The organism is Mucilaginibacter sp. KACC 22063 (assembly GCF_028736115.1).
Lineage (GTDB): Bacteria > Bacteroidota > Bacteroidia > Sphingobacteriales > Sphingobacteriaceae > Mucilaginibacter.
Genome location: NZ_CP117877.1, coordinates 710,930 through 736,639 on the forward strand (window position 1 = coordinate 710,930; position 25,710 = coordinate 736,639).

General features: G+C 42.2%; 21 protein-coding genes. 7 read left to right on the forward strand and 14 right to left on the reverse strand.

All coding sequences use genetic code 11. From position 1 onward, the window contains the following. Nucleotides 1-110: 110 nt before the first annotated feature. Nucleotides 111-1,175, reverse strand: a complete 1,065-nt coding sequence (locus tag PQ461_RS03210; RefSeq protein WP_274208193.1) for an acyltransferase family protein — start codon at nt 1,173-1,175, stop codon at nt 111-113. A 203-nt stretch (nt 1,176-1,378) separates the two neighbouring features. Between PQ461_RS03210 and PQ461_RS03215 the strand changes: the two genes are divergently transcribed. After that, nucleotides 1,379-2,662 (forward strand): BamA/TamA family outer membrane protein, encoded by a 1,284-nt coding sequence (locus PQ461_RS03215; protein WP_274208194.1) that lies wholly within the window; start codon nt 1,379-1,381, stop codon nt 2,660-2,662. Between the two features lie 2 nt (nt 2,663-2,664). On the opposite strand, the gene PQ461_RS03220 is transcribed toward PQ461_RS03215, so the two are convergent. From PQ461_RS03220 to PQ461_RS03240, 5 genes are all read right to left on the reverse strand, one after another. After that, nucleotides 2,665-3,564 carry a metallophosphoesterase family protein gene (locus PQ461_RS03220; protein WP_274208195.1) on the reverse strand — a complete coding sequence of 300 codons (900 nt, stop codon included), beginning with the start codon at nt 3,562-3,564 and terminating at the stop codon, nt 2,665-2,667. Nucleotides 3,565-3,664: 100 nt separating this feature from the next. Beyond that, a complete protein-coding gene (locus PQ461_RS03225) occupies nt 3,665-7,408 on the reverse strand; it encodes an ATP-binding protein (RefSeq protein WP_274208196.1) in 3,744 nt (1,247 codons plus the stop codon). 81 nt (nt 7,409-7,489) lie between these two features. Further along, nucleotides 7,490-8,374 carry an ACP S-malonyltransferase gene (gene fabD, locus PQ461_RS03230; protein ID WP_274208197.1) on the reverse strand — a complete coding sequence of 295 codons (885 nt, stop codon included), beginning with the start codon at nt 8,372-8,374 and terminating at the stop codon, nt 7,490-7,492. A 122-nt stretch (nt 8,375-8,496) separates the two neighbouring features. Beyond that, nucleotides 8,497-9,135 carry a GTP cyclohydrolase I FolE gene (gene folE / locus PQ461_RS03235; protein ID WP_274208198.1) on the reverse strand — a complete coding sequence of 213 codons (639 nt, stop codon included), beginning with the start codon at nt 9,133-9,135 and terminating at the stop codon, nt 8,497-8,499. Between the two features lie 7 nt (nt 9,136-9,142). Then, nucleotides 9,143-9,559: a 6-pyruvoyl trahydropterin synthase family protein gene (locus tag PQ461_RS03240; RefSeq protein WP_274303973.1), complete on the reverse strand. Its 417-nt coding sequence runs from the start codon at nt 9,557-9,559 to the stop codon at nt 9,143-9,145. Between the two features lie 76 nt (nt 9,560-9,635). Here PQ461_RS03240 and mqnB point away from each other — a divergent pair, with 76 nt between their 5' ends. Continuing rightward, complete coding sequence (gene mqnB, locus PQ461_RS03245) at nt 9,636-10,328, forward strand: futalosine hydrolase (RefSeq protein WP_274208199.1); 693 nt, start codon at nt 9,636-9,638, stop codon at nt 10,326-10,328. Nucleotides 10,329-10,378: 50 nt separating this feature from the next. Then, the gene (locus PQ461_RS03250; RefSeq protein ID WP_274208201.1) at nt 10,379-11,275 is read left to right on the forward strand and encodes a menaquinone biosynthesis family protein; all 897 of its coding nucleotides are present in this window, start codon (nt 10,379-10,381) and stop codon (nt 11,273-11,275) included. Between the two features lie 22 nt (nt 11,276-11,297). On the opposite strand, the gene PQ461_RS03255 is transcribed toward PQ461_RS03250, so the two are convergent. Next, the gene (locus tag PQ461_RS03255) at nt 11,298-13,274 is read right to left on the reverse strand and encodes an alpha-ketoacid dehydrogenase subunit alpha/beta (protein WP_274208202.1); all 1,977 of its coding nucleotides are present in this window, start codon (nt 13,272-13,274) and stop codon (nt 11,298-11,300) included. Nucleotides 13,275-13,334: 60 nt separating this feature from the next. On the opposite strand from PQ461_RS03255, the gene PQ461_RS03260 reads away from it, so the two are divergent. Further along, nucleotides 13,335-14,186, forward strand: coding sequence for a DUF4198 domain-containing protein (locus PQ461_RS03260; protein WP_274208203.1), 852 nt, complete (start codon nt 13,335-13,337; stop codon nt 14,184-14,186). Here PQ461_RS03260 and PQ461_RS03265 read toward each other — a convergent pair. The 4 genes from PQ461_RS03265 to PQ461_RS03280 form a co-directional block, all read right to left on the reverse strand. Then, nucleotides 14,183-14,743, reverse strand: coding sequence for a dihydrofolate reductase family protein (locus tag PQ461_RS03265; RefSeq protein ID WP_274208204.1), 561 nt, complete (start codon nt 14,741-14,743; stop codon nt 14,183-14,185). The genes PQ461_RS03260 and PQ461_RS03265 overlap by 4 nt on opposite strands. Continuing rightward, a complete protein-coding gene (locus PQ461_RS03270; RefSeq protein ID WP_274208205.1) occupies nt 14,740-16,125 on the reverse strand; it encodes a LutB/LldF family L-lactate oxidation iron-sulfur protein in 1,386 nt (461 codons plus the stop codon). Before PQ461_RS03270 ends, PQ461_RS03265 begins: the two co-directional genes overlap by 4 nt. A gap of 41 nt (nt 16,126-16,166) precedes the next feature. Next, a complete protein-coding gene (locus tag PQ461_RS03275) occupies nt 16,167-16,844 on the reverse strand; it encodes a hypothetical protein (protein ID WP_274208206.1) in 678 nt (225 codons plus the stop codon). Nucleotides 16,845-16,917: 73 nt separating this feature from the next. After that, nucleotides 16,918-18,438 carry a M28 family peptidase gene (locus PQ461_RS03280; RefSeq protein WP_274208207.1) on the reverse strand — a complete coding sequence of 507 codons (1,521 nt, stop codon included), beginning with the start codon at nt 18,436-18,438 and terminating at the stop codon, nt 16,918-16,920. Between the two features lie 164 nt (nt 18,439-18,602). Here PQ461_RS03280 and PQ461_RS03285 point away from each other — a divergent pair, with 164 nt between their 5' ends. Next, nucleotides 18,603-19,391, forward strand: coding sequence for a DUF3108 domain-containing protein (locus PQ461_RS03285; protein WP_274208208.1), 789 nt, complete (start codon nt 18,603-18,605; stop codon nt 19,389-19,391). Between the two features lie 24 nt (nt 19,392-19,415). On the opposite strand, the gene PQ461_RS03290 is transcribed toward PQ461_RS03285, so the two are convergent. Genes PQ461_RS03290 through PQ461_RS03300 form a run of 3 tightly spaced genes read right to left on the reverse strand, consistent with a single transcriptional unit; the run spans nt 19,416 to nt 21,915 of the window. Beyond that, nucleotides 19,416-21,068, reverse strand: coding sequence for a M56 family metallopeptidase (locus PQ461_RS03290; RefSeq protein ID WP_274208209.1), 1,653 nt, complete (start codon nt 21,066-21,068; stop codon nt 19,416-19,418). A 2-nt stretch (nt 21,069-21,070) separates the two neighbouring features. Next, a complete protein-coding gene (locus tag PQ461_RS03295; RefSeq protein WP_274303974.1) occupies nt 21,071-21,442 on the reverse strand; it encodes a BlaI/MecI/CopY family transcriptional regulator in 372 nt (123 codons plus the stop codon). Nucleotides 21,443-21,444: 2 nt separating this feature from the next. Continuing rightward, on the reverse strand, nt 21,445-21,915 hold the full coding sequence (locus PQ461_RS03300; RefSeq protein ID WP_274208210.1) for a hypothetical protein: 471 nt from the start codon (nt 21,913-21,915) through the stop codon (nt 21,445-21,447). 107 nt (nt 21,916-22,022) lie between these two features. Between PQ461_RS03300 and PQ461_RS03305 the strand changes: the two genes are divergently transcribed. Together PQ461_RS03305 and PQ461_RS03310 are read left to right on the forward strand one after the other, a co-directional pair. Beyond that, on the forward strand, nt 22,023-23,462 hold the full coding sequence (locus tag PQ461_RS03305) for an MBL fold metallo-hydrolase RNA specificity domain-containing protein (protein ID WP_274208211.1): 1,440 nt from the start codon (nt 22,023-22,025) through the stop codon (nt 23,460-23,462). 72 nt (nt 23,463-23,534) lie between these two features. Further along, nucleotides 23,535-25,649 carry a prolyl oligopeptidase family serine peptidase gene (locus PQ461_RS03310; protein WP_274208212.1) on the forward strand — a complete coding sequence of 705 codons (2,115 nt, stop codon included), beginning with the start codon at nt 23,535-23,537 and terminating at the stop codon, nt 25,647-25,649. Nucleotides 25,650-25,710: the final 61 nt, after the last annotated feature.

The following is a 25,710-nucleotide window of genomic DNA, read 5'->3' on the forward strand; positions in this document are numbered from 1 at the left end:
ACTGAAATTTTAACGATAGGTTTTTAAAGTTGTAATAAATAATACAAACGCCTAAAAAACAGTAAAGCCCATGAAAATCATGAGCTTTATTATGGGTATGTAGGGATATGTTATCTGTCTGCCTTTTGCAGTGCGCGTCTTTTTAGCCAGTTTCTTACAGGTTCATCATATAGTTTAAGGGAGGAATAGGCAAGCAGGATAAAAAACAAGAATAATGCACATGCTACAAGAGTGATCTGGTCTGGAGCGGGCTTCTTTGCAATAACCCACGAAGTATAAATGTATATAAATGGATAATGCAGGATATAAATAGGGTAAGATATAGCACCCGAGAACCGGCAGATCTTTTCCCAGCGGCCGCTTATGGTGCCACCTGCACCCATGGCAATCACTATTGGAAAAGCGATAATGATACATGCCGCTTCATAAATCCCGTTGTATTTCCAGGTAGGCAGAAAAAATAGAATTAATAATAATAATGAGCATAACGGGTAAGCCATTTTAATGTGAAGCCGCTTGCCCGAGCGATACAACAGCAACCCTGCGAAAAATGGAAACATCATGCGCACTATGGCTATCCAAAAGGTTTCAAAGCTCCAGCCGGTGCCAACATCGCCGTGCCATATTGCCGTAGCCGTAAGTGCAATGCCGCTGATCGTAACCACTATCCAAAGTGCAGTCTTGGTCATTTTGTGCCCCCAAAAAGCATAAAGTAAATTGGCTATATATTCCTGCAACAGCGACCAGCAAGGCCCGTCGAGCGGATGGGTTTCGTTCCAGCCGCGAACATCCGGAGCAGGTAATAGCGTAAAGCTAATGAGCATAACGCCTATCAGTTTCAATATGCTCACATGCGGAACGCCCGGCAAAAGTGGGGTAAAGGGATCGAACCAAAACCCGATTGCCCCAATTACAGTGCCTAATATCACCAGCGGGTGCAGGCGTACTAACCTTATTTTCAGAAACTCCCAAACCGTCATCCGCTCCCAGCGGTCGTCATAAGCATAACCTACCACAAAACCCGAAAGCAGGTAAAAGAAATCGACAGCCATATAGCCATGGTGCATGGGGTGGTTGGCAGGCACCGGGTAGTACGCTTCAAATAAATGATAAATAACAACTAACAAGGCCGCAGTACCGCGCAGCCCGTCTAAAATAGGGTAATGAGGTTTCAAGTTTAATTGGTTTGTTATTCAAGATAATGAATCATTTATAAATATGGGTAACAAAGACGCATTAAAACATTTTTTTAAGCAGTGAGTTAAAAAGATCAATGCTTTTGGCATTGAAACTTAAATAAGCTAAAGTGATAGTTAATCCATATAAAAATAAATGGCTTTACCGGGGCAAACTGCTCTGTCAAATTATAACATCTGTTTTGCTGGTATGTATCTCGGGTTACAGTTATGCCCAGGAACAGGTGCCAACTGATACCTTGAAAACAGATTCTGTACAAAGGGCAATGTTACTGGCCAAACGTAATGCAGCAGAACTTAACAGCCAGTACGATGTTGGCGATGCATTTAAGGATATTTTCCATCCGGGGCGCCGTCAGGATTCTGTCAGGAAAAAATCTTCAGGAATTACGGTTGTTCCTAATATATCGGCTAATCCAACTATTGGTTTTCAGCTGGGTATTAAAGCGGTGGCAGGCCGTGTATTGGGCAATATACCTGGTACCTATTTGTCTGTAGCTGCCACCTCTGCATCCATCACTACAAAAGGCATTATTTATTTCTATTTAAATCATAATGTATTTACACCCGGCAATACCTACAACTTTCAGGGTAACCTGGTAGCATCAAAATCGGTAACGCCTGATTTTGGCCTGGGCATAGGTAATGTAGCCGATAATGGCAACGCTTTAGACAAGGCGCTTACCAACCCTGGCCGTAAAGGTTATGCTTACAATTCTTACTATTTCAACATCCGCGAAAAGGTTTATAAAGAAGTAGAGAAAGGCTTGTTTGTAGGTGCCGGTCTATCGTTTGATATGCGTTCGGAGATTGAACAAAAAGGCACTGAAAATCCGTTAAGCCCTTACAATGTTTATAATGCCAGGTACGGATTTGACAACGATCATTATGCCGCCAACGGATTTTTATTTAACGTGCAGTACAACACACGTGATAACCCCAACCGTGCTTATAAGGGCATTTATACCGATATTGGCATACGCACCAATCAAACGTTTATAGGGAGTTCGAAAAACGACTTACAATTTACGGTAGACTTTAGAAAATACTGGAGCCTGTCATCAACCCATCCTGAACATGTGATTGCTTTCTGGACATGGGGTTCATACCTGCTTAGCGGATCCGTTCCATACCTTGAGTTGCCCGGTACTGGTAAAGATGGCAGCTTTCGCAGCGGGCGTGGCTATACTGCTGGTTACTTTAAGGGTACTAAATACCACGATATGGAGTTAGAATATCGTTTCCCCATCCTCAACAATAAATTTTTAAGCGGTGTTGCCTTTGGCAGTTTGCAAACCGCCAATGATGGTATTAATACCCGCATCTTTGAAAAATGGCAGCCCGGCGGTGGCGGCGGCTTACGCGTATTGTTTAACAAAGCTACACGTACTAATCTTTGCCTCGACTATGCATGGGGCCGTTACGGTAACAGGGGCTTCTTCCTGGGCTTAAATGATGCTTTCTAAGCTTAATAATTGATGTAAGCCTCCTCGAAAGAGCCATCATCATAAAGGTCAATCACTCCATAACCAGGTTTGGTCTCGCGACGGTTGCCCTCCCACCAGGCACCGCTTACCGCGCCATTGCATATGTAAGTAACGTTGTTGTAAACCAGTTTTTCACGTAAATGGATATGCCCGCTCAAACATAATTTAACATTCGGGTGATGATAGAACAGGTTGATGATCTTGGCCGTATCTGTATGCATATCGCCACCCAGCATTACCCATTTATTTACAATATTATCTTCTATCAGGTTGGTAGCTGTTAATATCGGGATATGTGATAGTACCAAAACAGGCTTTGCCGGATCTGTATTCTTCAGTTCCTGCTCAAGCCAGCTGAACTGCTCATCGCCAAGTTTGCCAATATACCAAGTGTTGTCAATATCCAGATGAACGCTGTCAAGAATAATAAATTTCCACCCGGCTTTTTCAAAGCTGTAGTATGGCTTAGTTAAACCAAGCTGATCCATCGAGTACTTTTTGCCATAAATGGCCTGTCCTTTATCATCCTCGTTCCACCATATATCATGGTTGCCTAAGCAGTAATGAACGGGCAGGCTGCATTCTGACTGAAAAACATTTTTGTACAATTTCCATTGGCCATTAATGGTATCGATATTTTCCTTGTTCATATCAAAGACGATATCGCCGCCGTTCAGAATGAAATCAACCTTTGGCGTTTGCTGCTGCAAATGCTTTAAACACTTTGTAAATCGTGCCGGTGCATCAAACTGGTTTTTAAGATGTACATCAGTGATGTGTGCTATGCGCAATGCTTTCCTTTTACTGTTTGATAGATTGAATGAAAGCGATGGCGCAATTAATAAACCACCGATGTTTTTTAAGGCTGATCTTCTTTGCATGATATTGTAGGGATAACCGAAACCATTGCAAAGTAGATAATTGATATTAATTCACTGTTAATGCAACACATTGCTTACAATCAAAGCGCGATGAATGAGGCTACTGTTCTTTTGCTTTAGGCAGGTTAAGATAGAATGTGGTGCCTTTTTCAAGTTCTGTTTCAAACCATACCTTACCACCGGCATTTTCAATAGAATTTTTAACAAATGCCAGCCCCAGGCCTGTACCCGAACTTTTTGTGGTAAAGTTAGGCTCGAATATCTTAGTGCGCAGGTCTTCAGGAATACCGTTGCCATTATCCTGAATCTTAATTAAAATAGCATCGTGTGTAATAGTATAATTTATATCTATTTCACCAGGACGGCCGGGCGGGATGGCCTCAATAGCATTTTTAAGCAGGTTATTAAAGCAGCGTAAAAGCTGATCGCGGTCGGCAATAATAAAGAAATGATCATCAGGTGTTTCCATGTTGATGGATACACCATCCATTTGCTTAAATATAGTTACTGCCTGCATCAGCATATCAAAAACGTCAAGCCTTTGCATGCGGGTTTCAGGCATTTTTGCAAATGCGGAAAACTCGGAAGCAATTTGCGACAGGCTTTCTATCTGTTCCACAAACGACTTACTGAAACGCTCGAACTTGGAGTTAAATTTAGGATCATTATCCTTCCACGATTTTTCGAGCAACTGCAAGCCAAGTTTTAAAGGCGTAAGCGGGTTTTTAATCTCATGCGCTACCTGTTTGGCCATTTCGCGCCATGCACTTTCTCTTTCAGACTGCGCCAGTTTGTTGGCACTGTTCTCCAGCGCAGCAATCATATTGTTATACTCTCTTACCAGCGCACCAATCTCATCATTACGGCGCCATATAATAGGCTCATTTTTACGACCATAAATAGTACGGCTCAACGTATGCTGTATAAAGCTTAAAGGCGCTGTAATTTGCTGCGCTACTACAATTGCAAAAATACCTATGAAAATAAATACCAGTGCGTACACATTGATCATGGCGTTAAGCAGTGAGCCTATACGCTCGGTATACTCTGCCTCATTAGAAAAGAAAGGCAATTGTAAAAAGGCAATGGTCTCGTTATTAGAGTTTCTGATAGGGGCATAGCCTGATTTGTAGCGAAGGTTACCGATCTGCTCCTTATTTACATACTCTGATTTTTGAAGCTTGTTGAGATAAATAAATGCCGAAGCATTCATGCGGGGTCGCAATAGCCCTTGCGAATATATTTTGGGTTGAGTGGTGTATAATAATTTACCGTTTCGGTCAAAAAGGCTCAGGTCGGTAGAATAAGCATCGGCAAAGGCATTAAATGTTACCTGGGTTTCGTGATCCTGAAAGTCGGTCTGCTCATCTATATGATTTTCAAATGCCGAAGCTATACGTGTGATACGCTCTGTAATTGATGCATCCTGCTGCTCCTGGTATTGGGTAGTGATAGACAGATAGGTGATAATCCCTACAAATATCATGGTAACCACTACCGCAAATATCATCGAAAACTGGATTCGCGTTTTATAGAGTATCCTGTCCAGATTAAGACGAAAGGTCCATTTTATTTCATCACCCTCAATATTAATAAGCTTAAGCCGGCCCCATATCCAGCGTACAGCCATAACAATTGCGTTAAAGAGCAGTATAAATACAAAAAAGAACGCCAACGATGTAGCGCCGTATATGATCGGAAATTCGGGTTTACTGAGTACAATCACCCTTCGCGAACTTACACGGTATACCAAATGATTGTAGTTGGTAAAGAAATGATACCAGGGGGCATTGTTCTCTGTAGTAGTTTTAAAAGCGAACTGCTTGGCCGGAGCATTAAATTCGTTATTCTTTAGGCTATATACATACTGGCCGCTTTGGCTTAACAACATGTTATCGCTATAAAAGGCATAAGAATAATCTTTCAGATCATTAGTCATCTTTATCCGGCTGTCGACCAGCAATTCGGGGAAAGAATTGGTATACTGCAGCGGCTTAGATTTAAGGGCAATAACAAATGTGCCTAAATTCTGATTGTTGTAATAAATAGGCAGCAGGCCAAAATAACTCTGGAAACCAAACGAGTCGTTTTCGCGGTAGAAGTAGTTAGATACTTTAAAGGCACTGTAAAGCACCATATCTTTAAAGTTGTCAAGTATCAGGTGCTTATCATCTGACAACGACAGCCCCTTGGTATTAAACTCATAGATCTTAAAGTCATACTTTGACAAATAGCCATCGAAATAATTCTTTTTAAAATATATACGCAGGTAGCTGCTGCTTTCGGGGTGGTCTTTATTAAGCAGATACTTGATCAGGTAAGGGTCGTTTACAATCTGTTTGTCGATACGCCTGAAAATCATATCCGCATTTGGGTCGTCCGCAGCCTCAAGCTTTTTCATCAGTGTTTTGCGGTTTTCATGCTCACGTACCTTTTGAAAGTAATTAAGCTTAACAGAGGCCAAAAAAGCGCTTAAAATGATTATGGCGATAAATGAAGCTGCACTAAGTTTTGCATTACGGTACCATACTACATATCCTCTGATTAATATAATAGCACCTGCAATGATGTAGAATATGCTGAACGGATTGTTGATACCGCTTAAAATTGTAGCAATGATCACACCCGCCACAAAAATCAATATGGTATGTTTTACAGGTATTTTGATTTTGGATAAAATCACCAGCAGCATCTCATCTACAAACCCGAATATGAGGAAGGCCACGCAGATCATCAGCATGCCAACATAGCTGTAGGCCGATAAGCCGAGCACATTGTTTACATCAAAGTTGATGTTTGAATTGACAATGAGATCGTAGAAAATGGATACAAAACCTGTAAGTGAGATGAACAGAATGGCAACAACTGCAACTATGATAAAGTACCCTTTAGCTTTGTCATGAACCGGCTTTGCCAGCCTGAAACGATAACTATATATAAATGAGGCAAGCCAGCACAGCATGGCCAGATTTACACACAGATCGCCAAGCGAAGGAAAAAACGCACCACCGTAATAATATTGCGAATCGAAAATATCAAGATCTGATACATAGCCGGGCCAGTGGAAATAAATATTGACGAAACGTAAAAGAATTATAAAAACAATGAGAGAAAGTATAGCGAAGCCCAAATGCCCTATCCGTGCCAGGTAATTGCACAGCATATTAATAAACAGGCACAAAAATAAAAACGTAAGTATCCAAAGTACGGTTTCAAATACCCAGAACTGATGACTGATCTTATGCGGTTTCTGTTTTAAAGAAAACAGGTACTTATGATCAATGCTGTGAACGTTGTAAACGTTTTTATCGGTAAAGTCGGCAAGTTCGAGGCTCCTGTCTGTGGTAAGCTGCGGCTCGAAAATATTTTGAAGGTATTTATTCTGCAGTTTATAGTCAGACTTAACAGGGATAAAAAACACGGCCGCAAACTTGCCATCGGTATGACGGATGGCCTCATAGTAGCCATTGTCCCGCTTTATAAAAGACCGCCCTTCTTTGATAGCATACTCATTTTCAGGCAGGATCTTTATGCCAGACCAAAAAGTTATTTTTCCGTCATAAATGGTAGTAAGCCAGATCCGTTTTTTGTTGGTTAAATCATCTATAAAGGCAATACTCGAATGCTCGTTCTTAGAAAGCCTTTTTATAAAGTTATATTTTGTGCTGTCGGTTAAAAAGCTGTTTATATAATCTTCTTTCTGTTGCAGTGCATCTTCAAGGGTTTCGGCAGCTTGCTTTAAGTTATTGGTAGGGGTATAAGTTCGCTGTACAACAATAGCTGTAAGTAAGAGGCTGGCGCATATCAATGCCAGCAGCAATCGTATTTTAGCAAAGGCTGTCAACGGAAAAATAGGTAGCGTTTAAACGTAAATGTACTATTAAATACAAAAAAGCCACATTAGTTTGTGGCTTTTTACATTTTATCAGGATAATACTGCGCTGCTTGTGGGTATGGCGCGGTCTACTTTTTTCACTAAACCCTGCAATACATTTCCGGGCCCAACCTCTGTAAACGAAGTTGCACCGTCTTCTAACATATGCTTTACCGTTTGTGTCCAACGAACAGCGCCGGTTAATTGCGCAATTAAATTGTGCTTAATGTGCTGAGGATCTTTATATGGCTTGGCATCAATATTTTGATAGATAGGGCAAACAGGCTCTTGTATTTCAGTAGCAACTATAGCCGCTTCCAATTCTACACGTGCCGCTTCCATTAACGGCGAATGGAATGCACCACCTACGTTTAGTTTCAATGCGCGTTTAGCACCTGCGGCTAACAGTTTTTCGCAAGCCAGATCAACACCTGCAATAGTGCCTGATATCACTAACTGGCCCGGGCAATTGTAATTAGCCGGAACCACCACATCGCTTACCTGATGGCAAATATCTTCAACGGTAAAATCATCAAGGCCTAATACTGCCGCCATAGTTGAAGGCTGTATCTCGCAGGCTTTTTGCATCGCATTAGCACGAGCCGCTACCAGGCGCAGGCCATCTTCAAATGATAAAGCACCGGCAGCAACCAAGGCAGAAAACTCGCCTAAAGAGTGGCCGGCTACCATCTCCGGTTTAAAGTCTTCGCCCAGTGTTTTAGCTAAAATTACAGAATGTAAGAAAATAGCAGGCTGGGTAACGCTGGTTTGTTTCAGTTCTTCGTCGGTGCCGCCAAACATAATATCGGTAATGCGGAAACCTAAAATATCATTGGCCTGCTCAAATAATGCGCGGGCTTGTTCTGATTGTTCGTAAAGGTCTTTACCCATGCCAATAAACTGGGCACCCTGACCGGGGAAAATGTATGCTTTCAATTCAGTGAGTGATTTAGTGAATTTTGAATGATTAATATTTAGCTACTCCTCGCAATGACGATTGTGTGGTCTTATATCTTGATTCTTGGCCCTTGTTTCTCGTTTCTGGTCTCTCGTTTCTATTAAGACAGCTTACTCGAGATCAGATTTAGAAACTCGGTACGGGTTTTCTCTTTCAAAAACTCGCCGGTAAAAGCTGATGTTGTTGTAACCGAATTTTGTTTCTGTACACCACGCATGCTCATGCAAAGGTGGCGGCATTCTATTACCACACCTACGCCTATCGGCTGTAATGTTTCCTGTATACAGTCGCGTATCTCATTGGTAAGCCTTTCCTGTACCTGTAACCTGCGCGAAAACACATCAACAATACGGGGAATCTTACTTAAACCAACTACATAGCCATTAGGAATGTACGCAATATGTGCCTTGCCAAAAAACGGCAGCATGTGGTGTTCGCACATCGAGTATACCTCAATATCTTTTACCACTACCATCTGGCTGTACTCTTCCTTAAACATGGCCGAAGTAAGGATCTCTTTAGCATTAAGGTCATAGCCATGTGTTAGATATAACATGGCTTTTGCCATACGTTCAGGTGTTTTAAGTAAACCTTCACGTTCCGGCGTTTCGCCAATAAGTTGTAATACTTCTTTATAATGTCCGCTTAGGCTGTTAATCAGTTCAGGGTTATAACGGTCTATTTTCTGGTAGCCATTAATACCCGCATCGCGGTCAGGTATGTTTTCGTCGTGATCCATAGGTTATTTAATCGCCAAAATACTCGGCATAATTGTTTTCCGTCTCGGCCAGCTTTACAGAGTGCAGAAACACGCCTTCATAAGCTTCAATAGGTGCTTTAAGCTGGTTAAAAATTTCAATACACAGCAATTCGGTCGATGCCATTTTGCCCTGCATAAACTCAACATCTTTATTAATGTTCATGTGGTCGAGCTTATCGATCACATATTCATTAATAATTTTTTTAAGGTCTTTTAAATCCATCAGGTAGCCTGTAGCGTGCGTTATTTCGCCCTTTACAGTTACAAACAAATTATAATTGTGCCCGTGCCAGTTAGGGTTCGCACATTTACCAAACATTTCCTGATTTTTTTCAGCGCTCCACTCCTCACGGTACATCCGGTGTGCGGCATTAAAATGCTCTCTGCGCGTTATATATATCATCATAATAAAAATTGGTGCAAATATACAAAACAAAAACACGAGGGTTGTTTTATCTTAGTCATCAAATATTTATACCATGCGCGTATTAGTTGTAGCAGCCACCGGGGCTGAAATTGCACCGCTAATTGAAACACTCGAGGCACATTCTGGCGCCTGGAGTACCGAAGAGGACAACGGCACTGTTGAGCTAGCGGGCAACGACCTTCAATTTACAATTGAAGGCAATACGTACGAGATACTGATTACAGGGGTAGGTATGGTTGCTACCGCATATGCATTAGGCCGCCAGCTTGCCGCAAATACGTATGACATCGTACTGAATCTGGGTATTGCAGGTAGTTTCGACCGCAGCATTGAACTTGGCGAAGTAGTGGAAGTTATTGAGGATACCTTTGCCGAGCTTGGCGCCGAGGATGATGCAGATTTCATCAGCCTTAAACAGCTGGGCTTTGGCGATATTACATTTCACCCGTCACGCCACCCATTTCTTAATATAAAGCAGGTAGGCGCTATTACTGTAAACAAGGTGCATGGTAACGAGGCCTCGATAGAAAAAACCTTAAGCCGGATACAGCCACAATTAGAAAGTATGGAAGGTGCAGCTGTGTTTTATGCTTGTAAACAAGCCGAGGTAAACTGTGTGCAGATCAGGGCTGTGTCAAATTATGTAGAGAAACGTAACCGCGATGCATGGAAGATTGGGCTGGCCGTTAAAAATCTGAATACCTTTGCCGGTAATGTGATATCCAGGTTGAACGTTAAAAGTTGAAAGTAAAAAGTACTTTGAACTTTTAGCTTTTTACTCTTAACTCATAATCTATGAAACTAACTCTCGGCTTTTCGCCTTGCCCTAACGATACTTTTATTTTTGATGCGCTGATCCACGGTAAAATTGATACCGAAGGACTGGAGTTTGAGCCTTTTTACGACGACGTGGAAACGCTGAACCATAAAGCTTTTCGCGGCGAACCGGATATTACTAAATTAAGTTATCATGCGTTTGCATACGTAGTAGATAAATATGCCTTATTAGATGCTGGCAGCGCCTTAGGATTTGGCGTAGGGCCTATGCTAATCTATAAACCCCCTTTTGAAAGGTTTATAGATAAACCAGATCGAACATTTCAAGGAGAGGATGGAATTGGTGAGGTAACTGATATTTTCGGAATTGTTCCAAAACTTAAAATAGGCATACCGGGCAAATACACTACTGCCAACTTTTTATTGGGCCTGGCATTTCCCGAAGCAACTAACAAAGAGATCATGGTTTTCTCTGAAATTGAAGATGCCGTTATTTCCGGTAAAATTGATGCTGGGTTGATCATCCACGAAAACCGCTTTACCTACCAGGACAAAGGGCTTAAAAAGATCATTGATTTGGGCGACTACTGGGAGAAGCAAACTGGCTGTGCTATACCGTTAGGAGGTATTGTTGTTAACCGTAAATTGCCGTTAGATGTGCAGCTTAAAGTAAATCGCCTGGTGCGCAAATCGGTAGAATATGCCTTTGCCAATCCAAAATCGGGACTTGAGTACATACGTTCACATGCACAGGAAATGAGCGAAGAAGTAATGTACAAACACATTGATCTGTACGTAAACAAATATTCTGTCGACTTAGGCGTTGAAGGCCGTAAAGCTATTCAGCTGATGTTTGATACCGCATTGGAGAAGGGTATTATTCCTGAAATTAAAGAGAAGATATTTTTGACATAAGCCTTTATGGCTTATGTCTCCTCTAATACTTTAATAAAACACTCATTGCTGTTTCAAGCCTTGAACTGGCTAAAAACTGCCTTTCCAACCCCAAATCCATAGGAACGGCAGTATCCAGGCTTGCACAGCGCATAATTGGGGCATCTATATAACGGAAACAATGCTCTGTTAATGTTGCTACAATTTCTGCACCGAAGCCGCTGGTCAATGTATCTTCATGCACCACTATTGCCCGGCCTGTTTTTTTAACGCTGGCTATCGCAGTTTCCTTATCCCAGGGCTGTAAACTACGCAGGTCAATGATCTCTACAGATATTTCGGGATGCTTAGCTGCATATTGCAAAGACCAGTGTACGCCCATACCATAAGTAATAATACTTACATCTGTGCCTTCCTCTACCACACGAGCTTTACCTATCTCAACGGTGTATTCGCCTTCGGGAACTTCATCATGCAATGTGCGGTACAAATATTTATGCTCAAAGTAAATGACCGGGTTGGGGTCATCAATAGCGGCCATTAACAACCCTTTTGCATCAGCAGGGGTAGACGGGTATACTACTTTTAATCCCGGCGTTTTAGTAAACCAGGCTTCGTTAGTCTGCGAATGAAACGGCCCTGCGCCGGTACCCGCACCTGCCGGCATCCGGATCACAACATCGGCATTTTGCCCCCAGCGGTAATGCGTTTTGGCAAGGTTATTTACAATCTGGTTAAAGCCTTCGGTCACAAAATCGGCGAACTGCATTTCAATAACCGATTTATAGCCGTTGATAGATAGCCCTAAACCAGCGCCCACAATGGCCGACTCGCATAGCGGCGTATTACGTACCCTATATGCACCAAACTCCTGCACAAAGCCATCTGTGATTTTAAAAACACCGCCATATTCTGCAATGTCCTGGCCCATTAGTATAAGGTTCGGGTGTTTCTGCATAGATAGCCTTAAACCGTCGCTTATGGCATCCATATAACGCTTTTGAACATGTTCGCCGGTACCGTTTGCAAGTTGTGGCGTATACGGACGGTACATATCGTTTACTTCGGTTTGTATATCCGATACAATATCAGGTTCATTCAATGCCCGCTCCACTTCGGCTTCAATTTTTGGGATAAAATCGTTAAGCGTGTAGCTTACCCATTTAGGCTGCAAAATCCGTTCAGCTATCAGGTATTTCTCATAACTGCTCACCGGATCCTTTGATTTCCAGGTATCCATTAAATGCTGCGGAACATATTTGGTACCTGATGCTTCCTCATGCCCGCGACGGCGGAAGGTCATGCACTCAATAAGCACAGGCCTTGGCTGCTGGCGTATACTTGTTGCCAGCTCTTTCACGGTATGATAAACTTCTAACAGGTTATTACCATCAATCTGGCGGCCTTCAATGCCATAACCTTTTGCACGGTCGGCAAGGCTTTCGCATTTATATTGTTCGGTTATGGGTGTAGATAAAGCATAGCCATTATTCTCTATCAAAAATATGACAGGCAGATTCCAAACGGCTGCAACGTTAATTGCTTCATGGAAATCACCCTCGCTGGTAGCACCCTCACCCGTAAAAACAAGTGTAGCCTTGTTTCTGCCCTGCAGTTTATCGGCCAAAGCAATTCCGGTAGCCACCGCCATCTGCGGACCCAGGTGCGAGATCATCCCGACTATTTTATGCTGCTGCGAACCGAAATGGAAAGAGCGGTCGCGCCCCTTTGTGAAACCGGCTGCCTTTCCCTGCCATTGGGCCATCAGGTTAAAAAGCGGAATGTTTCTGCTGGTGAATACACCAAGGTTTCGGTGCATGGGTAATATATATTCGTCGGGGTTCATGGCCAGGGTGGCGCCAACTGCTATTGCTTCCTGCCCGATACCTGAGAACCATTTGCCAATACGCCCCTGGCGCAACAGCACCAACATCTTTTCTTCTATTAATCTCGGCCACACTAATGCTTTGTAAAAATTCAGCAGTGTGTCATTACTTAGATCTTTGCGGTCGAAATTCATGTACGCTAAGCTAATCAAAATTTAAAACTTTGTATGTTTGGGAAATTAATGAAGCAGCAAATGAAACGTATTTTTTTCACAGCCGGGGTAATTTTTACTTGTTTAAGTAATGCTTTTTGTCAGGTAGACCGCTATATGGTTCCGGAAGATTTCTTTCCGCATAAAGGTGATACCCTGAAACTGCACTTGTTCGGTGGCAATACCTTTAGTAAAGGCGAAGAAATGAAATACGATGCGCAAAGCAAAATGAAAATCATTATGGGTGAAGCAGGCAAGGGCGGTACAGACCTTACTGCCTTAGCTAAGGATGGAGTTGCGCCTATAATAACTACCGTTTTACAAAAAGACGGTGTGCAAATGTTTACTGCCATTCAGCATACTACTGACGAAATTGACCGCAAAGACTTTGAAAACTTTCTTTCTGAAGATGGACTGGATAAGATCGCCGATAACCTGAAACAGTTTCAGCAAAGCTTTAAACAGAAGGGTGTAAGCGTGCTTAAAACCATTATTGCTGTGGATAAGAATGGCGGCAATGCTTACGAAAAGCCGATGAAGGAAGATTTCGAGGTCATTCTTGAGCAGAACCCATACAAACAAAATTATGGCGACGATATTACCGGCGTAGTATTACTTAAAGGCCAGCCAGTTAAAGCGGCAAGGGTAAATCTGGTTATCCGCAGCGGAAAAGGTACCGAGTTTCCGCAGGAGCTTTCTACCAACGAGAAAGGGGAGTTCTATTTTAAAATGACCCGTGAAGGTGTGTATTTGCTGCGCGCCATTAACATTGTGCCTTCAAAAGATCCGGATTATGATTTTGATATAGACCAAACTTCACTGACCTTTGCTTTTAGCAGCAGTAATGTAATGCCTTACAGCTACCGCGAGTTTGGCTTAGGAAACATGCATTAATAGTCTGACCCTGCTATATTATTGAGATCAAACTTTGGCAGTACCGTATACCGAAGCTGTACTAAACCCGATGAGTAAGGTACAGTTTCGGTAAGTTGCAGCCCTGTACGCGCTTTGATTGACTGAAACAGTGGTTTGCCCCCACCAAGTAATACCGGGTGTACCGACAACAAAAATTCATCAACCAAGCCATTGGCCATAAAACTGCTTAAAAGGCTGGCTCCACCAAACAACCAGATGCTTTTGCCATCCTGGTTTTTAATAGCACTAACATCGGCAACAAGATCAGCACCTGAGACAATTTCTACATTATCATGCTCCACTTCAGCCAGTGTATTAGTAAAAACATATATTTTAGCAGAATTAAAATGACTGATCTCGCCCGTAGTTGTAAGTAATTCGTAACTCTTTCTGCCTACAAACAAGGTATCAATGGAATTCCAAAAATCAGTTAAACCATAATCCTGATCCATTAGGCACCAATCATACTCGCCGTTTGGGCCTTCAATAAAACCATCAAGACTTACGGCCAGGTTCAATACTACTTTACGCATCATGAGTTTTCGTTATGGCGTTTTTTCCAAAGCTCGGTGAATGATTGGTCGGCAATTTTAGGTAATTCGCGGTAAGCGCCAAAACTCTTTTTAAAGAATGTTTTAAGAATTGTGTTTTTAAACTTGCCTTTGATCATATCTACCCAGCTGCGTTTCAGCATGGCTTTGCGAAACAGCGCCCAGCCCCATTGCTCTTTTTTAGTCACCATTTCCTGCTTAACAGCATCGCGACGGTTAAGCAGCAGCATTTTATGAATATCGATCTTTACAGGGCAAACCTCGGTGCATTTACCACACAGGCTCGATGCATAGCTTAAATGCTTAAAATCCTGCATACCTTGTTCGTGCGGTGTAATCACCGAGCCTATGGGGCCGCTGTAGGTAGTTTCGTAAGTGTGTCCACCTATGTTTTTATACACGGGGCAGGCATTAAGGCATGCGCCACAGCGGATGCAATATAAACCCTGGCGTTGTTCTTTTTGCGCTAATAAATCGGTACGGCCATTATCAAGCAAGATCACATACATTTCTTCAGGGCCGTCGGTTTCACCTTCCTGCCTTGGGCCGCTGAAAATAGTATTATAAACCGTCAGATTCTGACCTGTGCCGTGCGTAGATAGCATGGGCCAGTACAAAGCCAGATCACTGATGGAAGGGATCAGTTTTTCGATACCGACAACTGCAATATGGATTTTTGGGAAGGTGGTGCTCAGGCGTGCATTACCTTCGTTCTCGCTAATGGCTATGCTGCCTGTATCTGCAATCAGGAAATTTGCACCGGTAATACCTACATCGGCCTGTACATATTTTTCGCGCAGCAGTTCGCGCGCTTTTAAAGTGAGCTGCTCAGGTGTGGCATCTATGGGGGTTCCAAACTTCTGGTTAAAAAGTTCGGCAATGTTATCCTTAGACAGGTGCATAGCAGGCGTAACAATATGATATGGTTTTTGGCCAAGCAACTGCACAATGTATTCGCCTAAATCTGTTTCTAAGGATTCGATGTGATGTTCTTCAAGGTATTCGTTGATGCCGATCTCCTCGGTGGTCATTGATTTGGATTTGACAACTGTTTTTGCACCGGCACGCTCAATGATGTTCAGGATTTCTTTACGGGCTTCTTCCGCATCATTAGCCCAAAGTACCTTGCCACCCCGTTTCTGAAAATTGGCTTCAAACTCTGGCAAAAACTTATCCAGGTTTTCCATTACCCGCCATTTAACTACGTGGCCTTTGCGTTTGGCATAATCAAGGTTGATCAGCCTTGCCAGGCCTTTGGCCACGGCAGTATCGTACTTACCAATGTTATAATTGATAATACGACGATGGTCCTGATCAAAAGCTTTTACTTCAGAGTCAGCCAGAAATTTTTCGGCGGTAGCAGACATGTCGGTAAAATTAAAATTTTTGCCGACAATAATCCAATAAGTTACTTTTTATAGCCTTTTAAAAAGCCATTGTAAAGTGTAAGCATATTTCTTATTGCCTTTTGTTGTTGAGGCGTGATTCTTACAATTTTATAATATTGCTGACCAATGAATTTTACTTTAGCTTTTTTTGCAGTGGCCAACTTACTAAGCATTGCCCAATCTTCAACCCTTTCCTCGCTCCATTCCCAGATCATTCCGTCACCGTTGTCTCTTTTAAATTCAGTTGGAGTATAGGTGGAATTTTCTCCGTCCAAGTTGAAAATCGCATTATCAATGAATAGCCAATCATCGGCATAATATTGTATTGCAAAATATAAGTCTGCTCCATCAGCCGACTTCTCAACTTCGCAATAAATACCGTTACGATTAACGTATTTCGGTGATGTCGGATCGCTTAATCTTATTGAAGAACTAAATTCATCATTCCTTTTATGCATAGATGAATAAAGCTTATTCCAAGCTTTCTCATCTACATCAAATTGTTTTAATGCACTGAGTTTATCATCAAGCTCAGATTTCTGAGCTGAATTAGTGTCAGTTAAAGTTGTATCTATTCCAAGCTTACTTGTTGTTGTATCTATAATAACAGTGTCTGAATCAGATGATTTGTTTGGGCCATTACAACTGCTAAATCCGATTATAGTTACTAGAATAATTAAATAGGGAAACCGTTTCATGTTAAGATTTAGGACTCTTAAAAGTACGATTTACCTGTAAACAAAAAAAGCGGCTAATGCCGCTTTTTTGAATTTATTTATTGCCTTGTGGCGTTGTATTAACATCTACAATTGGCCTTACATCGCGGTTGGCTAAGTCCCACCCGGTGTAAAATACCAGCTGTGCGCGTTTAACGAGCAGCGGGAAATTAATCTTGCTCACCTCATCGCCTGGTTTGTGGTAGTCCTGGTGTTCGCCATCAAAGTAAAATATGATTGGCACATTGTGTTTAGCAAAGTTGTAGTGGTCTGAACGGTAGTAGAAACGGTTCGGGTCGTTCGGATCGTCATACTTATAATCCAGATCAAGGTGCGTATACTTGCTGTTCACCTCTTCGGTTACCTTGCGCAGGGTAGTGCTTAGCATAGCCGAGCCAATTACATAAACATAGTTTGAAGAATCTGCTTTGCCCTGATACTCGTAACCTGTACGGCCAATCATATCAATGTTAAGATCGGTAATGGTGCGCTCTAACGGGATTACAGGATGATCGGTATAGTATTCTGAACCTAATAACCCTTTTTCTTCGCCAACGTTACCCAGGAAAAGGATACTGCGGCGAGGGCCATGGCCTTGTTTTTTAGCCTGTGTAAATGCACTTGCAATTTCAAGGATGCCGGTAGTACCAGAACCATCATCATCCGCACCGTTATTTACTTTATCAGGGCCTTCGGTAGTTAAGCCGATATGGTCATAATGTGCGGAGAATACCAGCACTTCGTCTTTCAACTTCGCATCAGAGCCTGGCAGAAAACCAAGTACGTCAACCGCTTTTACATCCTTAACAATATACTGGAAGCTGGCTGCTACAGTAGCTTTAATAGTTTGTACCTGTGGTTCCTGTACCAGCTGCGCATACGTTTTACCACTGTTTTTTAACAGCTGATCGGCAGCAGCAGCGGTAATGCTAAAAATTGGAGTTGGTACATTGGGTCCAGGGTTATCTTTTTTAATTACAATACGCTCAACGTTGCGAGCACGCATACGTGCACCACTGCTGGCTACTATAATTAACGCCGGCTTTTTCGCCATTACTTGCACTAGAGTTTTCTGAAAACGCATGGCCACCTGCCGCGTGGTTTCATTGGCAGCAGGTTTACCTTCGTTGCTGATCAAAACAACTTTATCGGCAAGATCTGTATTTACATCGGTGCCAGCACCTATATAAACTATTTCATTTGCATTGATGTTACCATCAGCAGTAATGCTTAAAGCCACAAAGTCTTTACCAAACTCAAGCGCCGAGCCGTTAACCGTAAAGCTGTTCACTTTGCTTGATACAGAAGAAAGCGGAATATCTAAAAAGTAAGAGCCTTTATTGGCGCCTTGCAAACCTAATTTTTTGAATTCGCCTGCAAGGTAATTGGCGGCTTTTTCTGCGCCTGGCTTGCCTGTTTCACGACCTTCAAACTCATCTGATGCAAGAATACTTAAATGCTTGCGTGCATCATCAACATTAATATAACTGGCAAATTTTTCTGCCACAGGATCTTTTTGTGCAAAGGTGCAGTTTGTTGCAAGTAAGGCAAAAGCACCCAGGTAAATTCTCTTCATTTTTTAGATTATGTAACTGTTAACAAATATGTAATTTTTATTACAGCTGCCAAGTATTGTTTCAATTCCGTTACACATCATATCGGATCTCAGGGGAATGATATGACAAGGCATGTAACATTTGGCTTATCATAAGGTCATAATAGCAACCTTATTTTTTTGATATGAAACATCTTTTTACCATTACCATTCTATTTTTATTTACGGGCATATTGCGCAGCCAGGCACAGGTTGACACCATCAACGTGAGCAGCCATAAGCTGATTACAGCGCAACTTAAACCTGGCTTGCGGCAATACCTTGTTTATTTCCAAAGGGCAGACAGGCATAAAAGCCTATTATTAACCTTATGGACGCGGAACATTAAACTGGAGCAGTTTAACGGTGAGCAGGTGTTTAAAACAGAACAGCACTGGTATGGTAGTGATACTGCCACTTACCGTGCAATAACTTCAATTAATCGTAAGTCTGATTTTGCACCGCTGTATCACTCAGAAAGTATCGGCGGAAAGTTGAAAGCTTACAATTGGGGCCCAAAACAGGTTGCAGGAGCAGATACAGTTAAAGAAAATCTGGCTAAAGATTTTAAACTGAATTTTGAAGTGCCTAATTTGAACTGGAACCTGGATATAGAAACATTTGAGATGCTGCCTTTAGCTAAGGGTAAAATCTTTGCCATTAATTTTTACGATGCGGGACTAACTCCTCCGGCTTACGTAAATTATAAAGTGACCGGAGACGAGATAATTACTTTGTTGGATAATCAAAAGGTTGATTGCTGGAAACTATCTACAGAGGGAAAATCACCTAATGGCACCACATATACCGAGACTTACTGGATAAGCAAGAAAAATCATGAATTTTTGAAGGAAGAAGATAATTTCAACGGCATGTACCGTTATAAGATCAAGTTAAGCGGGGCAGCGCCTGATCTGCTTACACGTTTTAAATAAGAAAAGCGGCATTCGCCGCTTTTCTTATTTGTCCTTAGCTTCTTTAGTTGTAACAATTACAACCCCATTTTTAGCTTTCTTTCCGTATGTCTTTACTGCATCAGCGTCTTTAAGTATATTTATAGATTCTATGTTATCCGGGGCAATGCTTTTCAGGGCATCACCGGCAACCTCTTTACCATCTACAATATATAAAGGTTGTTTTTCAGGGTTTTTCGTATCAATTCTAACTGTTGACCTCGCTTTTGATATACCGGCAGTATCCCCGGTCATAGAAACAATGCGTATTTCATCTAATTTTTTAACTGTATCCCTTGTAACGTTACCCATCTGCTCAGGTTTTGAGAAGCTAATAGGAACGGTATATTGCTGCCTTACCTTTTTCCCATTCTGTGTGCCTGGAATCCATTTAGGCGATGCCTCTAAAACACGTATAGCCTCTTTAGCAAATGGATCTTTGCCCCTTAATACATGTATATCACTAAGGCTGCCATCCATTTCAACAATAAACTGTACTATCACTTTTTCAGGGCCAGGAGCATCTTTAGGGTAACGGATTGACTTGCCCAAATATTTGCTAAAAGCTGTTAAACCGCCAGGGAATTCTGCCGTATGTTCAACAGCAGTAAATACTGCACCTTTTGCTTTTGTCGTATCCTCATTAGCAGTATGCAGTGGCGCCTTTAATTCTTCAGTTATAGGCTCAGAGGCTTGTGTTCTTGGCGATAAGATTTCTGCGCCCTGCCCATTATCCTCATTACCTGAATTAGTGGCATTGTCTTTTTGCGCCGGGTCGACAACAATGTCTAACACCTTTTGCGTTTTAGAGTTCAGTGCCTGTACTACATAATTGGTACGTGTTGTTGCTGCTGAGAGGATCAGCATTAATGCAAACAGTGGCGCCGACAAGCCATACTTAAGCAAGGCCCTGCGTTTAGAGTTGTTTTTTTGTAACATCATAATTCGTTGTTTTAATAAACTGTGATTAAAGAAAGGGTTTACCAACTGGTGTGCCGGTGTTTTAAAGGTTTCGCTTAATAGTAGCAATGCATATTCTGACTTGCTGGTGCCGCTTTTTATAGCGTTGCGGTCGGCAATAAACTCGTGGATATGCTTAACCGCTTTACGATATAAATAAACAATAGGATTAAACCAGCAGGCAATCATCACCAATTCAATCAACAGCACATCGGCAGAATGCCATTGCTTAGCATGCACTTCCTCGTGCGCCATAATAATATCCTTATCAGCAATTTTTCCACTCAGTTTTATCGTTCCGAAAAACGAGTAGGCATCGTCACTTTGATTATCCTTAAGGCTTCGGCGCACCAATATCAACTGCATGATCAGCTTGCCAGCTAAGATGATAATACCCGCGAAGTATATAAAGCCGATGATCTGTCCAATGGTATAATGCTGTAAGGTGTCCTGCTGCTGAATATTGCCAATGCTTATCGGCTGTAGCTGATAGATGGTTTGATTGATACGTTGGGTGATAAACAGGTTGCGCACCCAATCAGACTGGATTAATGGAATAATAAACGATAAAACTGCTGAGCTAACCAGGTAAACCCTGTTGAGCTGAAAGAATGTTTCGCGCTTGAATAGTAAGGCATAGAAGCCATAAAACAGCGCCAAATAAATGTTTGCCAGTATCAGATATTGCCACCAGGTCATAACTATTTATCTTTAAGTTTTTCAATCAGTTTCATAATCTCATCGGCTTCTTTCATGTCAATTTTTTCTTTTTGCACAAAGAAGGAGAACATCCGTTTAACCGAGTTATCAAAGTAGCCGGTCAGCAACTTATCGGTCGCAAAATTTTGGTATTGCTCTTTGCTGATCAGAGGATAGTATTCGTGGCTTTTGCCATGTGCGGTATGCCCCACAAAGCCCTTGGTTTCCAGTATGCGTATAAAGGTAGATACCGTATTATACGCTGGTTTAGGCTCGGGTAACTGATCTATTACGTCTTTTACAAATCCCTTTTTTATCTGCCACAGTACCTGCATTAACTGCTCTTCGGCACGTGTCAATTCTTTCATTTCCATCATCAGTTTTTGTTTATATTACTATATATCACAGGGCTGCATTGTGCAAACCTGCTCTTAGCGGTTATGTTAATTTTATAGTTTTGAATAAATGAATTCAGCAAGGATAAAAATCTTTGCTGCTTGACCTCTTGCAGTCCGACAGGGGCAAGGTTGACCAGATAATAGCTTATACTGCCATCAGGCTCAAAATACACGCGATTAAATATGCGTACAGGTTTGTCCCAGTAAAAATCATTTTTATTCAGATAGGTACTCAAATCCTGCATCATATTACTGTATGCTGCTATCAGTCGCTTTTCGTCATCACCTTTAAAAACAACCTCACCGGCACCAATCGCACCTGGATATTTTTTGTCCAAGCTTTGCATGCTGTAGCCTTTAGCCTCAGCTTGTTGAAAAGTATCAGCAATATGCTGCGCTTGCGCATACTTAATACCAAGTGCAAATACGATTATCAGTAGTTTTTTCATGATATTGACTGCTAATAGCATGAAGGTATAACTAAATATTTAGTTATACAAATTATTTTACAAACTTTTATTTATTACTGAGGGTTAATAAATAAACACCTATATAAATGCATATTACTTTTCATGGTGCTGCACGTAATGTAACGGGCAGCAAACACATGGTGCAACTGAATGATGGCACCAATATATTATTAGACTGCGGCATGTTTCAGGGATTATACAATGCCGATGACCTGAACGGGCACTTTGGTTTTAACCCTAAAAAGGTTGATTATCTGATATTATCGCACGCACATATTGATCATTGCGGATTGATCCCAAGATTAGTGAAAGAAGGATTTGAAGGGCAGATTTTTTCGACACCTGCAACCATGAACCTGGCCCGCATACTGATGGCAGATTCGGCACGCATACAAACTTCTGACGCCGAATACGCAAATAGCTATCGCGAAAGAAAAGGCTTGCCGCTGGAAGACCCCATGTATACCGAAGAGGATGCTATGGCAGCTATGAGCTTATTTAAGGTGGTAGAATACAATGAAGATTACGAAATATCTCCTCGTGTAAAAGTTCGCTTTACAGATGCCGGTCACGTAATTGGCAGCGCTGCTGTACATTTAACCATTTTAGAAGATGGCAAATACACGCAAATTACTTTTAGCGGTGATGTTGGCCGTTACGGCGACCTGATCTTAAGAAGCCCGCAGCCATTTCCACAGGCGGATTATATCTTGCTGGAGTCAACCTATGGCGATTCGCTTCATAAAGACCTTAAACCAATTGCAACCGCACTACATGATATCATACAGCATACCTGTAACGTGCGCCACGGCAAGGTAATTATCCCGGCGTTCAGTGTTGGCCGTACGCAGGAATTACTTTTTGCTTTAAACTCGCTTGAGTTAGATGGCAAATTACCAGATGTGCCTTATTATGTAGACAGCCCGCTTGCCGACCAGGCTACACAGGTTTTAAAGGATCACCCGGAAGAATATAATAAAGGTGTAACGGAGATTATGAAAGTGGATGCCGATCCCTTCTCTTTTAAAGGATTGCGCTTTGTCCAGTCTACAGAAGAGTCTATTGCCCTTAATAATGATCCGCGACCATGTGTGATTATCTCTTCATCAGGCATGGCCGAAGCCGGCCGTGTAAGGCACCATATACGTAACAATATCGGCCAGGAAAAAAACACCATACTTATTGTTGGTTACTGCGAACCATCATCTTTGGGTGGGCATTTGCTGGCAGGGGACCGTGTGGTAAATATCTTCCATGAAGATTATGATGTAAAGTGCGAGGTGAAGTCGATCAAATCCATGAGTGCTCATGGCGATTATGAAGACCTGCTCAAATTTATGTCGTGCCAGGATCCCGCGCAGGTGAAAAAAGTATTTTTAGTACATGGCGAGTTTGAAACGCAAAAGCACTTTGCTCAAAAGTTAGAGAACGTGGGCTTTAAAAATGTAGAAATACCTTATCAGCATCAGCGTGTCGAATTAGGAAATGAAGAAGCCCCGGCAACGGAAGAACCATCAGCAGCTTAATTAGCTGCTGCAACTATTTGCCGAACAGAACGCTAACGCCTATATTAGCTTTTTATACACCCCTAAAAAGCTATGAAAAAACTTATCTGTTTACCGTTAGCTGTTCTGCTGGGCGGTTCTACATTTGCGCAAACCATGAATTTGAAAACGCTGCCTTACCCGGCTACCAAAAAGGTAGACACGGTTGATAAATATTTCGATACCACCGTACCCGACCCGTATCGCTGGCTGGAAAATGACCATGCTACTGATACCAAAGCCTGGGTACAGGAGGAAAATAAAGTAACCCGCGCCTATCTTGACCAGATCCCTTACCGCGATGCCATACGCAAGCGACTGGAGGTATTGTGGAACTATGAAAAGTTTGGCGCCCCCATGATTGAAGGTGACTGGACCTACTACAGCCGTAACAGCGGCTTGCAAAACCAAAACGTTGTTTACCGGCAAAAGCCCGGACAGGAACCCGAGGTTTTCCTTGACCCGAATACCTTCTCTAAAGATGGAACTACCTCTTTACAGGGAATGGATTTCACCAAAGATGGCAGCCTGGTTGCCTACCAGATCTCAGAAGGCGGGTCCGATTGGCGCAAGGTAATTGTTCTTAATGCTGCAACTAAATCGCAAGTAGGAGATACCCTGCGTGACGTTAAGTTCAGTGGCATAGCCTGGAAGGGAAATGAAGGCTTTTATTACAGCAGTTATGACAAGCCTAAAGAAGGCAGCACCCTCAGCGGGATGACGCAGTATCATAAATTGTACTATCATCAATTGGGCACCCCTCAAAATACAGACAAATTGGTTTTTGGCGGTGAACAAACGCCGCGCCGTTACATAGGTGCTTACTTAACCGAAGATGAACGTTACCTGGTAATCACTGCGGCCAATAGTACAACAGGTAATGAATTGTATATCCAGGATCTGTCGCAGCCTAATAGCAGTATTGTGCCTATTGTTAACAATTTCGACAATGAGCATAGTGTGGTAGATAATGTTGGAAGTAAGCTTTACATCTACACTAATCTTTACGCACCTAACCATAAGGTAGTAACAGTTGATGCTGCCAATCCTAAAATCACGCTGTGGAAAGACCTTATCCCGCAAACTAAAAATGCGCTTACCGTGACTACTGGCGGCGGTAAATTATTCGCAGAATACTTGCAGGACGCCACTTCATTTGTACAGCAATATAATATGGATGGCAAGCTTGAGCACACTGTCGAGCTGCCGGGTGTGGGTACGGCTGCCATTTACGGCACCAGGAAGAATGAAAAGCAACTTTATTATACTTTCACATCATACATATACCCGCCAACTGTTTTTAAGTATGATGTAAATACAGGGAAGTCTGTTGTATGGAAAAAACCTGACGTGCAGTTTGACCCTAATCTGTACGAGTCAAAACAGGTATTTTATAAATCAAAGGACGGCACCCGCATCCCAATGATTATCACCTATAAAAAGGGTATTGTTTTAAATGGCCATAACCCTACCATGCTGTATGCCTACGGCGGTTTTGGTGTGAGTTTAACACCTGCTTTTAGCACCAGCAACATTGTGCTGCTTGAACATGGCGGCGTATATGCTGTTCCTAACCTGCGTGGGGGTGGTGAGTATGGCGAAACCTGGCATAAGGCCGGTACCAAGCTGCATAAGCAGAATGTATTTGACGATTTTATTGCTGCTGCCGAATACCTGATCAAAAATAAATATACATCTAAAGACTACCTGGCTATATCGGGCGGATCAAACGGCGGGTTGTTAATTGGCGCGACCATGACACAGCGTCCGGACCTATGCAAGGTTGCTTTCCCGGCTGTAGGTGTAATGGATATGCTGCGCTATAATAAATTTACAGCAGGTGCAGGATGGGCTTATGATTATGGTACGGCAGAAGATTCGCCCGAGATGTTTGCATACCTGTATCATTATTCGCCATACCATGCTTTAAAACCGGCAGAATACCCTGCTACAATGGTAACCACTGCCGATCATGACGATCGCGTGGTACCGGCACACTCATTTAAATTTGCAGCCCGTTTACAGGAGATGCAAAAAGGCACAGCACCTGTACTAATCCGTATTGAAACCAATGCAGGCCACGGCGCCGGACAAAGCACTGCACAAGTGATTAATCAGCAGGCAGATAAGTGGGCGTTTATGTTTGCCAACATGGGCATCAACTGGTAATAAGAAAAGTAATTCTTAAAAAGGCCATAATTTATTATGGCCTTTTTTGTATGTGATTGAA

Excerpts from the sequence above, each read along its gene's own strand:
- PQ461_RS03220 (WP_274208195.1), bottom strand. The coding sequence starts at position 3,564 with ATGCAAAGAAGATCAGCCTTAAAAAACATCGGTGGTTTATTAATTGCG.
- folE (WP_274208198.1), bottom strand. The coding sequence starts at position 9,135 with ATGGATCACGACGAAAACATACCTGACCGCGATGCGGGTATTAATGGC.
- PQ461_RS03240 (WP_274303973.1), bottom strand. The coding sequence starts at position 9,559 with ATGATATATATAACGCGCAGAGAGCATTTTAATGCCGCACACCGGATG.
- mqnB (WP_274208199.1), top strand. The coding sequence starts at position 9,636 with ATGCGCGTATTAGTTGTAGCAGCCACCGGGGCTGAAATTGCACCGCTA.
- PQ461_RS03250 (WP_274208201.1), top strand. The coding sequence starts at position 10,379 with ATGAAACTAACTCTCGGCTTTTCGCCTTGCCCTAACGATACTTTTATT.
- PQ461_RS03255 (WP_274208202.1), bottom strand. The coding sequence starts at position 13,274 with ATGAATTTCGACCGCAAAGATCTAAGTAATGACACACTGCTGAATTTT.
- PQ461_RS03260 (WP_274208203.1), top strand. The coding sequence starts at position 13,335 with ATGAAACGTATTTTTTTCACAGCCGGGGTAATTTTTACTTGTTTAAGT.
- PQ461_RS03265 (WP_274208204.1), bottom strand. The coding sequence starts at position 14,743 with ATGATGCGTAAAGTAGTATTGAACCTGGCCGTAAGTCTTGATGGTTTT.
- PQ461_RS03270 (WP_274208205.1), bottom strand. The coding sequence starts at position 16,125 with ATGTCTGCTACCGCCGAAAAATTTCTGGCTGACTCTGAAGTAAAAGCT.
- PQ461_RS03275 (WP_274208206.1), bottom strand. The coding sequence starts at position 16,844 with ATGAAACGGTTTCCCTATTTAATTATTCTAGTAACTATAATCGGATTT.
- PQ461_RS03280 (WP_274208207.1), bottom strand. The coding sequence starts at position 18,438 with ATGAAGAGAATTTACCTGGGTGCTTTTGCCTTACTTGCAACAAACTGC.
- PQ461_RS03285 (WP_274208208.1), top strand. The coding sequence starts at position 18,603 with ATGAAACATCTTTTTACCATTACCATTCTATTTTTATTTACGGGCATA.
- PQ461_RS03290 (WP_274208209.1), bottom strand. The coding sequence starts at position 21,068 with ATGACCTGGTGGCAATATCTGATACTGGCAAACATTTATTTGGCGCTG.
- PQ461_RS03295 (WP_274303974.1), bottom strand. The coding sequence starts at position 21,442 with ATGGAAATGAAAGAATTGACACGTGCCGAAGAGCAGTTAATGCAGGTA.
- PQ461_RS03300 (WP_274208210.1), bottom strand. The coding sequence starts at position 21,915 with ATGAAAAAACTACTGATAATCGTATTTGCACTTGGTATTAAGTATGCG.
- PQ461_RS03305 (WP_274208211.1), top strand. The coding sequence starts at position 22,023 with ATGCATATTACTTTTCATGGTGCTGCACGTAATGTAACGGGCAGCAAA.
- PQ461_RS03310 (WP_274208212.1), top strand. The coding sequence starts at position 23,535 with ATGAAAAAACTTATCTGTTTACCGTTAGCTGTTCTGCTGGGCGGTTCT.